At 65.1% G+C, this 14993-nt stretch carries 13 protein-coding genes; 7 read left to right on the top strand and 6 right to left on the bottom strand.

Annotation, left to right across the window (positions count from 1 at the left end; genetic code table 11):
* The first annotated feature begins 108 nt into the window (after nucleotides 1–108).
* The 3 genes from JLK41_RS17115 to recX all read left to right on the top strand — a co-directional run bounded on the left by JLK41_RS17115 (nucleotide 109) and on the right by recX (nucleotide 2215).
* Nucleotides 109–609: a CinA family protein gene (locus JLK41_RS17115; protein WP_037053239.1), complete on the top strand. Its 501-nt coding sequence runs from the start codon at nucleotides 109–111 to the stop codon at nucleotides 607–609.
* Between the two features lie 85 nt (nucleotides 610–694).
* Nucleotides 695–1738, top strand: a complete 1044-nt coding sequence (recA, locus tag JLK41_RS17110) for a recombinase RecA (RefSeq protein WP_037053238.1) — start codon at nucleotides 695–697, stop codon at nucleotides 1736–1738.
* Between the two features lie 15 nt (nucleotides 1739–1753).
* Entirely contained in the window at nucleotides 1754–2215 is a 462-nt protein-coding gene (gene recX / locus JLK41_RS17105; RefSeq protein ID WP_037053237.1) for a recombination regulator RecX, read from the top strand.
* Nucleotides 2216–2225: 10 nt separating this feature from the next.
* Here the strand turns inward: recX and JLK41_RS17100 are convergent, their stop codons facing one another.
* Nucleotides 2226–3104: a DUF6685 family protein gene (locus JLK41_RS17100; RefSeq protein ID WP_037053236.1), complete on the bottom strand. Its 879-nt coding sequence runs from the start codon at nucleotides 3102–3104 to the stop codon at nucleotides 2226–2228.
* Nucleotides 3105–3248: 144 nt separating this feature from the next.
* On the opposite strand from JLK41_RS17100, the gene JLK41_RS17095 reads away from it, so the two are divergent.
* Nucleotides 3249–3470, top strand: coding sequence for a DUF2835 domain-containing protein (locus tag JLK41_RS17095; RefSeq protein WP_080756997.1), 222 nt, complete (start codon nucleotides 3249–3251; stop codon nucleotides 3468–3470).
* A gap of 87 nt (nucleotides 3471–3557) precedes the next feature.
* Nucleotides 3558–4580: a quinone-dependent dihydroorotate dehydrogenase gene (locus tag JLK41_RS17090; protein WP_037053235.1), complete on the top strand. Its 1023-nt coding sequence runs from the start codon at nucleotides 3558–3560 to the stop codon at nucleotides 4578–4580.
* 80 nt (nucleotides 4581–4660) lie between these two features.
* Here the strand turns inward: JLK41_RS17090 and rmf are convergent, their stop codons facing one another.
* A complete protein-coding gene (gene rmf / locus JLK41_RS17085) occupies nucleotides 4661–4876 on the bottom strand; it encodes a ribosome modulation factor (RefSeq protein ID WP_080756998.1) in 216 nt (71 codons plus the stop codon).
* Between the two features lie 416 nt (nucleotides 4877–5292).
* On the opposite strand from rmf, the gene rlmKL reads away from it, so the two are divergent.
* The gene (gene rlmKL / locus JLK41_RS17080) at nucleotides 5293–7470 is read left to right on the top strand and encodes a bifunctional 23S rRNA (guanine(2069)-N(7))-methyltransferase RlmK/23S rRNA (guanine(2445)-N(2))-methyltransferase RlmL (RefSeq protein ID WP_210389431.1); all 2178 of its coding nucleotides are present in this window, start codon (nucleotides 5293–5295) and stop codon (nucleotides 7468–7470) included.
* A gap of 57 nt (nucleotides 7471–7527) precedes the next feature.
* Here the strand turns inward: rlmKL and dacB are convergent, their stop codons facing one another.
* Complete coding sequence (gene dacB, locus JLK41_RS17075) at nucleotides 7528–8964, bottom strand: D-alanyl-D-alanine carboxypeptidase/D-alanyl-D-alanine endopeptidase (protein ID WP_037053231.1); 1437 nt, start codon at nucleotides 8962–8964, stop codon at nucleotides 7528–7530.
* A gap of 185 nt (nucleotides 8965–9149) precedes the next feature.
* Here dacB and JLK41_RS17070 point away from each other — a divergent pair, with 185 nt between their 5' ends.
* Entirely contained in the window at nucleotides 9150–9491 is a 342-nt protein-coding gene (locus JLK41_RS17070) for a YggL family protein (RefSeq protein ID WP_210389430.1), read from the top strand.
* 64 nt (nucleotides 9492–9555) lie between these two features.
* Here the strand turns inward: JLK41_RS17070 and JLK41_RS17065 are convergent, their stop codons facing one another.
* The 3 genes from JLK41_RS17065 to JLK41_RS17055 all read right to left on the bottom strand — a co-directional run bounded on the left by JLK41_RS17065 (nucleotide 9556) and on the right by JLK41_RS17055 (nucleotide 14971).
* Nucleotides 9556–12507, bottom strand: a complete 2952-nt coding sequence (locus tag JLK41_RS17065; RefSeq protein WP_150605795.1) for an HD domain-containing phosphohydrolase — start codon at nucleotides 12505–12507, stop codon at nucleotides 9556–9558.
* 71 nt (nucleotides 12508–12578) lie between these two features.
* Nucleotides 12579–13643, bottom strand: a complete 1065-nt coding sequence (locus JLK41_RS17060) for an FUSC family protein (RefSeq protein ID WP_037053224.1) — start codon at nucleotides 13641–13643, stop codon at nucleotides 12579–12581.
* Nucleotides 13640–14971 carry a deoxyguanosinetriphosphate triphosphohydrolase gene (locus JLK41_RS17055; RefSeq protein WP_037053222.1) on the bottom strand — a complete coding sequence of 444 codons (1332 nt, stop codon included), beginning with the start codon at nucleotides 14969–14971 and terminating at the stop codon, nucleotides 13640–13642. Before JLK41_RS17055 ends, JLK41_RS17060 begins: the two co-directional genes overlap by 4 nt.
* Between the last annotated feature and the right edge of the window lie 22 nt (nucleotides 14972–14993).

The raw sequence follows: 14993 nt of genomic DNA, 5'->3' as shown, positions 1-14993 counted from the left end.
CGCGTCTCCTTTCGTTCCGTCACCGGAGATAACACTAGACGACATTTGCGCGTTCCACTGGCGGTTCAAGCTGTGTAGGGTTGTCCGTTCGATGAACGAGGGACGGACATGGACAGAATCGATCGACTGGCCGCGCAACTGGGTGACGGGTTGAAAAGGGTGGGCGCCCAGGTGAGCACCGCAGAGTCCTGCACCGGCGGTGGGATCGCCGAGGCCATTACCCGCATTCCCGGCAGTTCGGCCTGGTTCGAGGCGGGCTATGTCACCTACTCCAATGCGCAGAAAACCAGGCAGCTGGACGTGTGCAGCGAGTTGTTCGTCAGCGTCGGTGCGGTCAGCCAGGAAGTCGTCGAGGCGATGGTGCGAGGGGCTCAGGCGCACAGCGGCGCGCGTTACGCAGTCGCGGTCAGCGGAGTGGCCGGTCCCGACGGCGGCTCGGCGGAGAAGCCGGTGGGCACTGTCTGGTTGGCCTGGGGCGATGGTGAGCGGCTTTTCAGCGTGCGCAAACAGTTCGCCGGAGGCCGTGATCAGGTGCGCCGACAAACGGTCGAGGCCGCACTGACGGGGCTTCTCGCCCTGTTGGCGGAGGAAAATCCTTCCCTGGGGTAGGCGGACGACTTGCCCTGTGGAATAATACTGGCTACTTATACAGTTGTTGGTGGCCTGCCGGCCCTCTTGAACATGCGAGGATAGAATGGACGAGAACAAGAAGCGTGCCTTGGCGGCTGCCCTGGGCCAGATCGAGAAGCAGTTTGGCAAGGGCGCGGTCATGCGCATGGGCGATCACGAGCGCCAGGCTATTCCGGCCATTTCCACCGGTTCGCTGGGGCTGGACATCGCGCTGGGCATCGGCGGCCTGCCCAAGGGCCGTATCGTCGAGATCTACGGTCCGGAATCCTCCGGTAAGACCACGCTCACGCTGTCGGTGATCGCCGAAGCGCAGAAGCTCGGTGCCACCTGTGCCTTCGTCGATGCCGAGCACGCGCTGGACCCGGATTACGCCGGCAAGCTGGGTGTCAACGTCGACGACCTGCTGGTCTCCCAGCCCGACACCGGCGAACAGGCCCTGGAAATCACCGACATGCTGGTGCGCTCCAACGCCATCGACGTGATCATCGTCGACTCCGTGGCGGCCCTGGTACCGAAGGCGGAAATCGAGGGTGAGATGGGTGACATGCACGTCGGCCTGCAGGCTCGCCTGATGAGCCAGGCGCTGCGCAAGATCACCGGTAACATCAAGAATGCCAACTGCCTGGTCATCTTCATCAACCAGATCCGCATGAAGATCGGTGTCATGTTCGGCAGCCCGGAAACCACTACCGGTGGTAACGCGCTGAAGTTCTACTCCTCGGTTCGCCTGGACATCCGTCGCACGGGTGCGGTGAAAGAGGGTGAAGAGGTGGTCGGTAGCGAAACGCGGGTTAAGATCGTCAAGAACAAGGTCGCTCCGCCTTTCCGTCAGGCCGAGTTCCAGATCCTCTATGGCAAGGGCATCTACCGCAACGGCGAGATCATCGACCTCGGCGTGCAGCAGGGCCTGGTCGAGAAGTCGGGTGCCTGGTACAGCTACCAGGGCAACAAGATCGGCCAGGGCAAGGCCAACGCCGCCAAGTACCTGGAAGACAATCAGGCCGTGGCACGCGAGATCGAAGGTCAGATTCGCCAGAAGCTGCTGGTCAGCAGCACTCCGGCGAAGGCGACTGCCGATGACCTGGCTGACGCAGAAGTCGACTTCTAAGCCTGCCGCGCACGCATGACCGCGATACTGGACAACCCGCTCGCCGTTCGGCGGGCGGCCATGGACCTGCTTGCCCGGCGTGAGCACGGGCGTGTCGAGCTGACGCGCAAGCTGCGCAAGCGCGGTGCACCGCAGGAGCTGATAGAGGCGGCCTTGCAGCGCTTGTCCGAGGAAGGCCTGCTGTCCGAGGCGCGCTATCTGGAAAGCTTCGTTGCCTATCGTGCGCGTGCCGGCTATGGGCCGCAGCGCATTCGCGAAGAGCTGGGGCAGCGGGGGCTGGAGCGCGGCGACATCGATCAGGCGCTGCGCGAAAGTGCTATCGACTGGTTCGAGTCATTGCGTGAGACCTGGCAGCGCAAGTTCGCCGGTCAGTTGCCCATGGACGCTCGTGAGCGTGCCAAGCAGGGGCGGTTTCTCGCCTATCGAGGTTATTCGCTGGACATGATCGGACGCCTGTTGCGCGGCAGCGACGAATAGACGCCAGCGATCACTCGGCGATAGTTGCCAGCTGGCGCAGATAATCCAGCACGTTTGGCGCGCCGGCCAGGCGCAGTCCTTCGCCCAGGGCGGTGGCGTCCTGGTGCTCCTTGGGGAGCAGGAGGAACTCCGGCTTGCCGGCTTTCTTCAGCAGCGACAGGCGCGCGTAGGGTATGCCGTTGTCCAGCAGCAAGCCCATGAAGCCTGGATCGCTCCAGGCCTCTTCAGGCATGGCCAGTACGTGGTAGCGGTGCTGCAGGTTGTCCAGCCCCGCCTCGCTCAGGCGATAACGCACCATGTTGGCGGGCAGCAGCACTTCCAGCCCGCGTCTGCGTGCATAGGCAATCGCACTGGCGAAGGCTTCCCCTCGTGTTTCCCCTGCCCAGAATGTGCGGGTGCGCCAGTTGGCTTGCAGCAACTCGACCGGGTCGCCGGCCATGAAGCGTGGCAAGGGCTGGCTCATGGCCTTGAGGAAGTCCTTGTAGCTGATGATGCGGACCTGCCGGCAATGCTCGCTCGCCGCATAGTCTTCGAAACTGCCGTAGCCGGGGGCGGGAGTCGTACAGGCGAAACCGTCGATCAGGCGCAGGTCGAAGGATTGCAGCTGTTGCGTCTGCGCCTCCACGACCTGGGTCAGTGCGGAATGCGCCTGGGCCTTGTCCTCCTGCACCGGGCCGGACAGGGCGCCGCGAGGGAGGTGGAGCAGCTGTTGCAGTTGCGGGCCCTCATGCCAGCAGATGCTGTCGGCCGGCGCTGGTAGCACCTTGAATGGCAGACGCAGCACGCTGGCCCTGGCGAAGATCTGCCGCGAGGCACGACCCAGCAACCCCAGGCGTTGTGCCAGGGCCGTCAGGCGGCCACCAAGGGTGGAGGATTCGGGCAGGCTCATGGCCGACAGGTCGCTCCTGAAGCGTCTACTGCAGTGTGGCAGACACAGGCGGCTATTGCCCATACAGCGTGGTGCGGCACGTGAGCGCCTGTGGCTGCGTAGGTCTGTGGCAAAATAGCCGCATTCATTTGCGAGGGTGCCTCCATGCCCAGCTTGGTGCTGGATATTGCGTTATCGGCCGAACGAGTGCAGGCCATCTATCGGGGCCAGGCCAACCGGATTATGGCGCAAAGCCGCGACGGACGCCGAGTTAGTTTGCCAGCGCATCATTTGCGGCCGTATTTGACCCATGCGGGCATCCATGGTTCCTTCGTTCTGGAATTCAATGATGCCGGCGAGCTGCTGAGCTTACGCCCTCTGGGCTGATCTGGCGCAGGTGCCTCGCGCCCGTCATGCGTGCACGGCTATAATCGCCGGTCCGCCCACCCTCTATCTGTCGAGCTGAGCCTGCCCATGTACACCCTGGCCCGCGAGCTGCTGTTCAAACTTTCCCCGGAAACCTCCCACGAGCTGTCCATCGACCTGATCGGGGCGGGTGGTCGTCTGGGGCTCAATGGTTTGCTGACCAAGGCGCCGGCCAGCTTGCCGGTCAACGTGATGGGCCTGCAGTTCGCCAATCCGGTGGGGCTGGCGGCGGGGCTGGACAAGAATGGCGACGCCATCGACGGCTTTGCCCAGCTTGGCTTCGGTTTCGTCGAGATCGGCACCGTGACGCCACGGCCGCAGCCAGGCAACCCCAAACCGCGCCTGTTCCGCCTGCCGGAGGCCGAGGCAGTGATCAACCGCATGGGTTTCAACAACCAGGGCGTCGATCATCTGCTCGAGCGGGTCAAGGCTGCGAAATTCAAGGGTGTACTGGGCATCAATATCGGCAAGAACTTCGATACCCCGGTGGAGCGTGCGGTGGATGACTACCTGGCTTGCCTGGACAAGGTGTACGCCCACGCCAGCTACGTCACGGTCAATGTCAGCTCGCCCAACACGCCCGGGCTGCGCAGCCTGCAGTTCGGCGACTCGCTCAAGGAACTGCTGGAAGCCTTGCGTCGCCGTCAGGAGGACCTGGCCCAGGAGCATGGCAAGCGCGTGCCGCTGGCGATCAAGATCGCCCCGGACATGAGCGATGAAGAAACCGCGCTGGTGGCGTCGGCGCTATTGGGCGCGGACATGGACGCGGTGATCGCGACCAACACCACGCTCAGCCGCGAAGGTGTCGAGGGGCTGGCCCATGGCGACGAAGCCGGTGGCCTGTCCGGCGCGCCGGTGCGCGACAAGAGCACGCATATCGTCAAGGTGCTGGCTGGCGAGCTGTCCGGCCGACTGCCGATCATCGCCGTTGGCGGTATCACCGAAGGTCGGCATGCGGCGGAGAAGATCGCTGCCGGCGCCAGCCTGGTACAGATCTATTCGGGGTTCATCTACAAGGGGCCGGCGTTGATCCGTGAAGCGGTGGATGCGATCGCGGCACTGCGTAAATAAATAGGGCTCCCGAAGGAGCCCCTGGGCTTGCGCCCGCCGCCCGGATGGGGTCGGCATGGTGAAGTCGGGTGTGATCCTGATCAGCCGACAGCGTGAAGTTCGTTGAGTCGATGAATACCGGCCGCGCCGGTCAGCCCATCCCAGTTGTCACCACGGCCCTCACGCCAGCCATTGAGCCAGGCTTGACGTACCGATGGCAGGGTAAAGGGGCAAAGTTCGCGGGATTTACCATTGATGCCGTACTGATAGCCGCGCAAGAAAGCTCGTTCTAACGGATCACGCTTAAGTCTTCTCATAGGGTGTTGCCCTCACTGTTGACTGTTATGTCCCGTTGGCCTTGTGGCAAGGCCGGGCAGAAAATGTCTGCCTGCGAAGGCCCGCTGCCGGCGTGGCGGACCTTCTGTGCACTCGCCGTTGCAACGAGCGCCTTAGGTAGTGTTCTAACGAATGCACCGAGGCCTGTGAATGATCGATTTGTCATAAGGGCGTAACCTAAATGAGGGTGGCGCCATAAGGGGGCTGGGCATACATCCAGGCCCATTCGGCCAGACGCCGTGGGGCCTGGCTGAGCGCAGGCATGCCTGCAAAGTGCTAGTGCGAATGAGAGCGCTTGCTTATTCCGACGAAGGGTCGCCGTGTGACGTTTTGTCACTTATTTTTGAGTCGAGGTGCGCCGCCGCATCTCCCGGATTGCCATAGGCAGTAGGACACCATGTCTGATCGTTACGAAATCGTGCTGACTTGCCCCAAGGGGCTCGAAGGTCTGTTACTGGAAGAGGCCAGGGGGCTGGGGCTGGAGGAAGCGCGCGAGCAGACGGCGGCAGTCCGTGGCCATGCCGAGATCGAGGTCGCCTATCGCCTGTGCCTGTGGTCGCGCCTGGCCAACCGTGTGCTGCTGGTGCTGTCGCGTTTCACCATGAACAGCGCGGAGCAGCTGTATGACGGGGTCAAGGCGGTCGACTGGCGCGATCACCTGGAGCCGGCCGGCAGCCTGGCGGTGGAGTTCAGCGGCCAGGGCTCGGGCATCGACAACACCCATTTCGGCGCGCTCAAGGTCAAGGATGCGATCGTCGACCGGCTGCGGACCGCCGCCGGCGAGCGTCCGAGCATCGACAAGGTCAATCCCGACTTGCGCGTTCACCTGCGCCTGGACCGGGGAGAGGCGGTGCTGTCCCTGGACTTGTCCGGGCACAGCCTGCACCAGCGCGGATACCGCCTGCAGCAGGGCGCGGCGCCGCTCAAGGAAAACCTCGCGGCTGCGGTGCTGATCCGGGCCGGTTGGCCGCGTATCGCCGCCGAGGGCGGCGCCCTGGCCGACCCCATGTGCGGTGTGGGTACGTTCCTGGTGGAGGCCGCGCTGATGGCGGCGGACGTCGCCCCGAACCTCAAGCGCGAGCGTTGGGGCTTCTCCAATTGGCTCGGGCACGTGCCGGCGCTGTGGAAGAAGCTGCATGCCGAGGCCGAGCAGCGTGCGGCGGCTGGCCTGGCCAAGCCACCGTTGTGGATTCGTGGCTACGAGGCCGATCCCCGCCTGATCCAGCCGGGACGCAACAACGTGGAGCGTGCCGGGTTATCCGACTGGGTGAAGATCTATCAGGGCGAGCTGGCTCACTTCGAACCGCGTCCGGACCAGAACCAGAAAGGCCTGGTGATCAGCAACCCGCCCTATGGCGAGCGCCTGGGGGATGAAGCCAGCCTGCTGTACCTCTACCAGAACCTCGGCGAGCGCCTGCGCCAGGCCTGCCTGGGCTGGGAGGCTGCGGTGTTCACCGGGGCGCCTGAGCTGGGCAAGCGCATGGGCCTGCGCAGCCACAAGCAATATGCCTTCTGGAATGGCGCGCTGGCCTGCAAGCTGCTGCTGATCAAGGTGCAGACCGAACAGTTCGTGACCGGCGAGCGCCGGGCGAAGAACGTCGACGAGGCCGAGCAGGAAGCGCCGCAACAGGCGCGCCTGTCGGAGGGCGGGCAGATGTTCGCCAACCGCCTGCAGAAGAACCTCAAGCAACTGGGCAAGTGGGCGCGCCGCGAGGGGGTCGAGTGCTATCGACTCTACGATGCGGACATGCCGGAGTATGCCCTGGCGGTCGATCTGTACCGCGACTGGGTGCATGTGCAGGAGTACGCGGCGCCGCGCTCGATCGATCCGGAGAAGGCGCAGGCGCGCCTGCTCGATGCCCTGGCGGCGATTCCCCAGGCGCTGGGCGTGGCGCAGAACCGTGTGGCGATCAAGCGCCGTGAGCGCCAGGCCGGTACCAAGCAGTATCAGCGTCAGGCGGCCCAGGGCCAGTTCATGGAAGTGAACGAGGGCGGGGTCAAGCTGCTGGTCAACCTCACCGACTATCTGGATACCGGGCTGTTCCTCGATCACCGGCCGCTGCGCATGCGCATCCAGCGCGAGGCGGCCGGCAAGCGCTTCCTGAATCTGTTCTGCTACACCGCCACGGCTACGGTCCATGCGGCCAAGGGCGGGGCGCGCAGCACCACCAGCGTCGACCTGTCGAAAACCTACCTGGACTGGGCGCGGCGCAATCTGTCGCTGAACGGTTTCTCCGACAAACAGCGCCTGGAACAGGGCGATGTGATGGCCTGGCTGGGCGAGGACCGGGGCGAGTACGACCTGATTTTCATCGACCCGCCAACCTTCTCCAATTCCAAGCGCATGGAAGGGGTGTTCGATGTGCAGCGCGACCATGTCGAGCTGCTCGACCTGGCCATGGCGCGTCTGGCGCGTGGCGGCGTGCTGTATTTCTCCAACAACTTCCGCAAGTTCCAGCTGGATGAGAGCCTGATGGCTCGCTATCAGGTCGAGGAGATCAGCGCGCAGACGCTCGATCCGGACTTTGCGCGCAATGCCAGGATCCATCGCGCCTGGCGCTTCACCGCGCGTTGATTGCGTAGCCGGTGCAGTCCGCAGGCTGGCCCCCGGACTGCACCGGCCACGGCATCGTCAGCGCTTGGGCTGCGTGTAGGTGTCGAGCAGCACCTGGTCGAGAATCGAGGTCGCGCCCCAGGGCTTCGGGTCGTTGAGGATGGCCACTACCGCCCAGTCCTGGCCGTTGCTGTCGCGGCTGTAGCCGGCGATGGCGCGCACGTTGTTCAGCGTGCCGGTCTTGATGTGCGCCTCGCCCACCAGCGGGGTGCGTTGCAGGCGCCTGCGCATGGTGCCGTCCATGGCCACCAGCGGCATGGAGCTGCGGAACTCGGCGGAGTACGGACTGCGCCAGGCCGCCTGGAGGATCAGGGCCATTTCCCTGGCGCTGATGCGTTCGGCGCGCGACAGCCCGGAGCCGTTCTCCAGCACCAGATGCGGCGCGGTGATGCCCTTGCGCGCCAGCCAGTCACGGATCACCCGTTGCGCGGCCATGGCGTCGTCCTTGTCCGCGTCGGTGCGGAACTGCGCGCCGATGCTGAGGAACAGCTGCCGGGCCATGGTGTTGTTGCTGTACTTGTTGATGTCGCGGACGATTTCCACCACGTCCGGTGACAAGGCGCGGGCCAGCAGGCGCGCGTCTTCGGGCAGCGGGGCGAGGCGGTCCTTGCCGAGGATCTTGCCGCCCAGTTCCTTCCAGATGCTGCGCACCGCGCCAGCGGTGTAGCTGGGGTGGTCGAGCAGCGACAGGTAGGTCTGTGCGCTGCAGCCTTCGGCCAGCTGGCCGCTGACGATCAGCGTGGTGCCGTCGTACTGCTGCACCGCGTTGTAGCGGATGTCCGGCCAGGAGGGGCAGGTGGACGCCTTGAGCAGGCGCACCTGGTTGTCGATGCGCACGCTGGCGATGGGCGGGTCCATGGCGATCTGCACCTTGCCGTCTTCGGCGCGAGTGATGAAGCGTTGCGCCTTGAGGTTGACCAGCAGCGAATCGGGGGCGACCAGGAAGGGCTTGTTGCTGTCGCCGCCATCATCGTTGAAGGCGGGCAGCTGGGGTGCGACGAAGAAGCTGCGGTCCAGCACCAGGTCGCCCTGGACTTGACGCACGCCGTTGATGCGCAGGTCGCGCAGCAGCAGCCAGAGTTTCTCCATGTTCAGTTTCGGATCGCCACCGCCCTTGAGGTAGAGATTGCCGTGCAGCACGCCGTCCTTCAGCGGGCCGTCGCCGTAGAACTCGGTTTGCCACTGATGGTTGGGGCCGAGCAGCTCCAGCGCGGCGAAGGTGGTCACCAGCTTCATGGTGGAGGCCGGGTTGACCGAGACGTCGGCGTTGAACTGCAGGCCGCCGGTCTGTCCGCCCAGTGGCACGGTCATGACCGACAGCGAGCCATCGGGAATCTTGTTGGCCTTGAGGGCTTTCTCGACGTTGTCAGGCAGGGTGCCGTTGGCCGCCTGGCAGGCGAGGGCGAGGGGAAGTAGCACGGCGCTCAGCGCCAATTGACGAAACCGCTGGATCATAGTGGAGAACCTTGCGCCTCCGGGCGCTTGCAACGAGGTCTGGGGCAGACAGCACGAACCGCATTAGGGACTGTCTGGCGCAGGAAAAAGTTGCCTCTCATTATGCAGCAAGGGCGCTGTGCTGCGAGCGGTAACTCCGCCGATCTGCTAGAGTGCCGCGCGTTATCACCTTTGAGGATTGTTTCATGGCGACCAACCGTTCCCGCCGTCTGCGCAAGAAGCTCTGTGTCGATGAATTTCAGGAGCTGGGCTTCGAGCTGACCCTGAACTTCAAGGCCGACCTGAACGACCAGACCATCGACGATTTCGTCGATCAGTTCCTCGACCACGCGATCGCCGGCAATGGCCTGGACTACGTGGGCGGGGAAGACTACGGCCTCGTGTGCCTGGCCAAGCGTGGCTCGGTGGCCGAAGAGCAGCGCACTGCAGTCGAAGCCTGGCTGAAAGGGCGTGACGAGCTGCAGGGTTTCGAGATCAGTCCGCTGCTGGACGTCTGGTACCCGGAAAAGCCGATCACCCAGGCCTGATCGACAGGCGGCGCTGGTCTCTCCAGCGCCCTCCCGGCCGACCAGGCTTCGTTCCGAGGCCTGGTCAGGCAAGCCCCGCCTTATCCAGTAGCGCCTGCTCGTCCACCGCGTCGATCTGATCCGCCTGCATGAAACGCTCGGCATAGCGCCGGTAGATCTTCTGGCGCACGAACAGGGCGAACAGCTGCGGGTCGACATGCGCGCCCCGGCACATCCCCGCCATGATATCCAGCGCTTCGGAAAGCGACTTGCCCTTCTTGTAGGGCCGGTCGGCGGCCGTCAGCGCCTCGAAGATATCGGCAATTGCCATCATCCGTGCCGGCAGGCTCATCTGCTCGCGCGTCAGGCGTTTCGGGTAGCCGCTGCCATCCATCTTCTCGTGGTGTCCCCCGGCGATCTCGCTGACGTTCTGCAGGTGCTTGGGGAAGGGCAGGCGGTCGAGCATCAGGATGGTCTGCACGATGTGATGATTGATGATGTAGCGCTCCTCGGCCGTCAGCGTGCCGCGGGCGATGCTCAGGTTGTGCAGCTCGCCACGGTTGAACTTGTACGGTGGCACCTCCAGGCGGAACCCCCAGGGGTTGTCGGGACCGATCGTGTCCTGCTCGTCGCGTTCGATCAGGTGCTCGGGGCAGTCGGCCAGCAAGGGTTCGTCGACCGGCAGGCTGTCCGGCGTCGAACGCTGCAGGCGCTTGGCCTCTTCCCAGGACACGCCCAGGCGCTTGTCGAGGGTACGCGACCAGCGCCGTTCGGCGATCTGCCGCAGGCGAGCCTGGTCCGCATCGGCCATGCTCTCGCCGCCCAGGTTGATGCGTGCGATGAAGGCGAATTCGTCGTCCAGCTCCGCCAGCAGGTGGTCGCGCAGCGCCGCCAGCGCGCGCTCTTCGCCGCCCTCGCTGAGACCGCGCCAGTAACTGATCCAGGCATCGCGCTTGAGCACTTCGAAACGCATGCGCACTTCATGGATGCGGTCGTACAGGGTCTCCAGCTTGGTCGCCTTGTCGACCACGTACTCGGGCGTGGTGACCTTGCCGCAGTCGTGCAGCCAGGCGGCGATATGCAACGCTTCCCAGTCCTCGTCGCTGGGGTTGTAGTCGCGAAACTCGGGCCGTTCGCTGTCGGCAGCCGCACGGGCGAGCATCAGGGTGATCTCCGGTACACGCTGGCAATGCCCGCCGGTATAGGGGCTCTTGGCATCGATGGCACCGGCGATCAGCTGGATGAAGGCGTCCAGCAGCTGCTTCTGCCTGGCCAGCAGGCGCTGGCTCTCGATGCACAGGGCCGCGCTGCCGGAGACAGCATCGACGAAGGCGACGCGGTCCGGGCTGAGCATGCTCTCGCTGTTCTCGCCGCTGTCGCGCTGCAGCAGCACCAGCACGCCGACGGTGTCGCCCTGGCGGTTGTGCAGGCCGGCCGAAATCAGGTGCAGGCGGGGGCTGTCCATCGCCGACAGCAGCCCCTGGAAGCTGCCGGCCTGATCGAAGCCGATGGAGGTGGCAATGCTGTCGCCGCCCGTGGCGGGCCGCTGCAGCCAGCCGGGCAGGGCGGGGTCGTCATGGGCCACGCCGTCAATGCCCAGCTCGCTCAGGCCGCGGCTCTGGCCGTCGATGACCAGGCCCTGCGGTTCCAGGCGGCCAGTGTCGTTGTCGAGCAGATAGAGCAGACCGCCCTGGGCATCGCTGATGGATACGGTGGCGTCCAGTACGCGCTTGAGCAACGCTTCGAAATGGGTCTCGGCGGAAAGGCTGGCGGCGATGTCGAGGAATCTCGACAGGCGATCCTTCATGCTGCTCATCGAGACCGCCAGTTGGTCGACCTCCAGGATGGGCGAGCGGCCGCTGGCCGGAAAGGCGAAATCGAAGCGGTGAATCGCCTGCGCTTCCAGTACCAGGCTGCGCAGGGGCTTGACCACCAGGCGCGAGGTCAGCCAGCCCAGCGGCAGGCAGAGCAGCAGGGTGGTCAGGGTGATCAGCGCACCCTGCCAGCGGATGCGATAGGCGTCCGCCAGCAGTTCGTGCTCGGGCACCAGCAGCGCCAGGTGCAGGCCCTGGGGGCCACCTTCGCGCAGGTGCCGCTGGGACATGACCCAGCGCTGCTTGGCCAGCTCGACGATGCCGTCTTCCTGTTCCGAGAGCTTGCCGGACAACAGCTCGCCGAGGGCCGGGTTGAGATCTCTGACCTTGACCCGCTCGGTCTTGCCATCCACCTCGCGCAACAGGCGGCTGCTGTCGGGGTAGGCGACGGCATCGCCATTGGCATCGGCCAGCACCACTTCGCTGTTGGGAGTGACGCGGTGCTTGGCCAGGGTGGCGGAGAGGTCGTCCAGGGTCAGGTCGGCGCCGAGGACGGTGGTCAGGCCCGTGCGTCTGGCCAGCGTGGTACCGATCTCCTGGGTGGAGAAGAACAGGTAGGGCGCGGTGGTGATCTGCCCGCCATCGCCCCGTGCGCGGATGAACCACTCGCGCTTGCGTGGATCGTATGACTCCTTGAGGTTCTGGCGGCGGCTCAAGGGGTTGAGCGAGCCGTCGTAGAACAGGTAGTCGCTGGCCGTTCCGGTGGCGCTGCGGTCGATGCTCCAGACCTGGTAGGCGGCCTTGTCCGGCGCGTCGAAGCGCTGCTTGAGCGCGTCGCTGCGCAGCGGGCGGACCATGAAGAAGTCACCGTCCTCGTAACCCAGGTAGAGCGAGGCGAGCTTGGGGTTGTCGCGCAGGGCCTGGGCGAACAGGGGCAGCAGTTTCAGGCGTTCGTCGAGCTCCCTGGCCTGGGTGGCGGGATGCAGGGCGATCAGGCTGAGCACGTGGCGTATGGGGCGGTAGGTGCTGTCGAGGTCCCGTTCGACGTCCTGCTGGATGCGTTCGAACAGGGTCGCGCTGCTGGAAAAGATCAGCTGACTGGTCTGTCGGTAGTTGAACAGACCCAGCACGACGCCGGTGAACAGGAGCAGGAGGGTGAACAGAACGCTGATATGGACGTGCAGGGGAAAACGGCGTTCGCGGGGAACGGCGGTATTGAGCATCGCACTTCACTCCTTGCGGGCGCTGCAGGCTCACTCAGCATAGTGAAGGCTTGGCGATTCTGCCGAACGCTCTAGGACGGTTTTTCCGGCGTTGCCGTCGTCGTCACGGTTTTGCTCAGGTGCACGCGCAGGCCATGCACCAGCAGGGCGACGGTCAGGGCCAGGGCGACGCCGATCAGCGCATTGAGCAGGCGCACTTCCGCCAGGTGCCAGTCCCTGGCCAGGCTTTCGGTCAGCAGCACGAAGCACAGGCTGGTCTGCAGCACGAACAGGCCATAGTGGTTGGCCTGCAGGGCGCGGCTGAGGAAGACCAGCAGCAGGAGCGTGCCGACCATCACCGGCGGGCTCTGCAGGCTGTGTCCGAAGGCGATCAGCAGGCCTGCTGCGGCCAGGCTGGCGAGGCTGGCCTGCAGGGCGCGCACCAGGCTGCCCTGGAATTCCAGTTGCAGGGTGGTGATGACGGTCAGGGTCAGCCAGTAACCGCGTGACAGTCCGGCCAGGTTGACCAGCAGGCCCGAGGCCGAGAAGGCGAGCACGCAGGCCAGCGCGTGCAGCCGCCATTGCTGGCGCGGCAAGCGCTGGGCATGGCGCTTGAGTACCTTGAGAACGCTGATGAAACGCGGCATGTAGGGCCACATGCGCAGGCCGTGTACGCCGCGCAAGCCGAAGGCCAGCAGCATGACCCAGAGCCCGCCGAGGATGAATAGCATGGCCACGGCGTAAGGGTTGTGCAGATGGCCGGTGCCGAATTGCCCCTGGCCCAGGCACAGGCAGATGCACAGGCCGATGCCCAGCTTGCCGGCTTCGCTGCCGAAGCGTTGCAGCCAGGCCAGCAGCAGGCCGAAGGCGGCGAAAATGCCCAGGCTGATCAACGGATGCGTGGCCGCCCAGAAGCCCAGCCCGGCACTGCAGGCACCCAGCAGGGTGAGCAGCAGCATGCGCAGCATGCCGAAGCGATGCAGGGGGTTGGCCTGTGCTGCCTGGAAGGCGCCCGCAGAGGCCCACAGGAAGCCGGTATGGGCGGTGAACAGACCCAGCAGCAGGGGCAGTGCGCAGCCCAGCCCGGCGACCACGGCCGGGCCCCATGCCGGCGGGCCGGCATGCCAGGTGAAGCTGCTGCGGATCAGGTTCTTCATGAGGTCGCGGAACGCCCGGTCATTTCTCTCGCCATTTCTGTAGCGTAGCTGTCGGTCATACCGGCGATGAAATCGATGACCCGCATGAACGAGCGGTACAGCGGCCAGCCGGGTTCCGGGGCGTAGTAGCTGAGCAGATCGAGGATGCGCCGGTGCTTGAACGACAGCGGCCGCCCGCTGTGCTGCTCCAGCGCCGCGCCGCAGAACGCGTTGAGGAGAATTTCCAGGGTGGTGTATGCGCCGATCTCGTGCAGGGTCTTGCGCTTGTCGTGGAAGATCTTCTCCCGGGCCAGTGACTTGGCGCTCTGCACGCAGTGCTTGGCCGCGCCGTGCATGTGCTCGACCAGATCGCCCTGCAGGCGCCCGGCAAGCAGATCGTGCTGCTGTTCGACGAAGGCGTTGGCGGCGGCATTGGTCAGGTGCTCGATGGCCTTGCCGCGCAGGATCGCCAGTTTGCGTCGCCGCGAATCCCGTGGGCCGAGCTGGCGATAGGTTTCCGGCAGGTCATCGCCCACCAGGGCGAGCAGCAGCGCCTCGACTTCGGCATAGTCGAGCAGCTCCATCTCCACGCCATCTTCCAGGTCGATCAGGCCGTAGCAGATGTCATCCGCCGCCTCCATCAGGTACACCAGCGGGTGGCGTGCCCAGCGCTGCGCCTCCAACTGGGGCAGCTCCAGCTTGGCGGCGATCTGTTCGAGCAGCGGCAGCTCGCTCTGGTAGCAGCCGAACTTGTGCTTCTTGTAACCCAGCGCTTCAGCGTGGCGGGCCGTCCAGGGGTATTTGAGGTAGCTGCCCAGGGTGGCGTAGGTCAGGCGCGTGCCGCCGTCGAACTGGTGGTACTCCAGCTGGGTGAGGACGCGGAAACCCTGGGCATTGCCTTCGAAATTGAGGAAGTCGCCGCGCTCGGCGTCGCTCATCGCATCCAGCCAGCCGCGTGCCGCCGCCTGCTGGAACCAGTGGCGGATGGCATCTTCTCCGGAATGGCCGAATGGCGGGTTGCCGATGTCATGGGCCAGGCAGGCCGACTGCACGACCATGCCCAGATCGCTTGGCGTGCACCAGCTGGGCAGCGTCTCGCGCAGCATCTCGCCCACGCGCATGGCCAGCGACCGCCCGACGCAACTGACCTCCAGCGAGTGGGTCAGGCGGGTATGGATATGGTCGTTGCTCGAGACCGGGTGCACCTGCGTCTTGCGCCCCAGGCGGCGAAAGGCACCGGAGAAGATGATGCGGTCGTGGTCTTTGTGGAAGGGGCTGCGCCCGAGCTCGTCAGAGCTGGGGGCGGGTTTGCCGAGACGTTCGCGGGTGAGCAGGGTATGCCAATCCAAGGCCGATCCTCGCCTGTTGATC

This window comes from Ectopseudomonas khazarica (genome assembly GCF_017915135.1).
GTDB lineage: Bacteria > Pseudomonadota > Gammaproteobacteria > Pseudomonadales > Pseudomonadaceae > Aquipseudomonas > Aquipseudomonas khazarica.
Note: the sequence above shows the minus strand (reverse complement) of the source record. Positions and strands in the feature narration are given on the sequence as shown.

Coding starts and splice junctions, on each gene's coding strand:
- JLK41_RS17115 (WP_037053239.1), top strand. CDS start 109: ATGGACAGAATCGATCGACTGGCCGCGCAACTGGGTGACGGGTTGAAA.
- recA (WP_037053238.1), top strand. CDS start 695: ATGGACGAGAACAAGAAGCGTGCCTTGGCGGCTGCCCTGGGCCAGATC.
- recX (WP_037053237.1), top strand. CDS start 1,754: ATGACCGCGATACTGGACAACCCGCTCGCCGTTCGGCGGGCGGCCATG.
- JLK41_RS17100 (WP_037053236.1), bottom strand. CDS start 3,104: ATGAGCCTGCCCGAATCCTCCACCCTTGGTGGCCGCCTGACGGCCCTG.
- JLK41_RS17095 (WP_080756997.1), top strand. CDS start 3,249: ATGCCCAGCTTGGTGCTGGATATTGCGTTATCGGCCGAACGAGTGCAG.
- JLK41_RS17090 (WP_037053235.1), top strand. CDS start 3,558: ATGTACACCCTGGCCCGCGAGCTGCTGTTCAAACTTTCCCCGGAAACC.
- rmf (WP_080756998.1), bottom strand. CDS start 4,876: ATGAGAAGACTTAAGCGTGATCCGTTAGAACGAGCTTTCTTGCGCGGC.
- rlmKL (WP_210389431.1), top strand. CDS start 5,293: ATGTCTGATCGTTACGAAATCGTGCTGACTTGCCCCAAGGGGCTCGAA.
- dacB (WP_037053231.1), bottom strand. CDS start 8,964: ATGATCCAGCGGTTTCGTCAATTGGCGCTGAGCGCCGTGCTACTTCCC.
- JLK41_RS17070 (WP_210389430.1), top strand. CDS start 9,150: ATGGCGACCAACCGTTCCCGCCGTCTGCGCAAGAAGCTCTGTGTCGAT.
- JLK41_RS17065 (WP_150605795.1), bottom strand. CDS start 12,507: ATGCTCAATACCGCCGTTCCCCGCGAACGCCGTTTTCCCCTGCACGTC.
- JLK41_RS17060 (WP_037053224.1), bottom strand. CDS start 13,643: ATGAAGAACCTGATCCGCAGCAGCTTCACCTGGCATGCCGGCCCGCCG.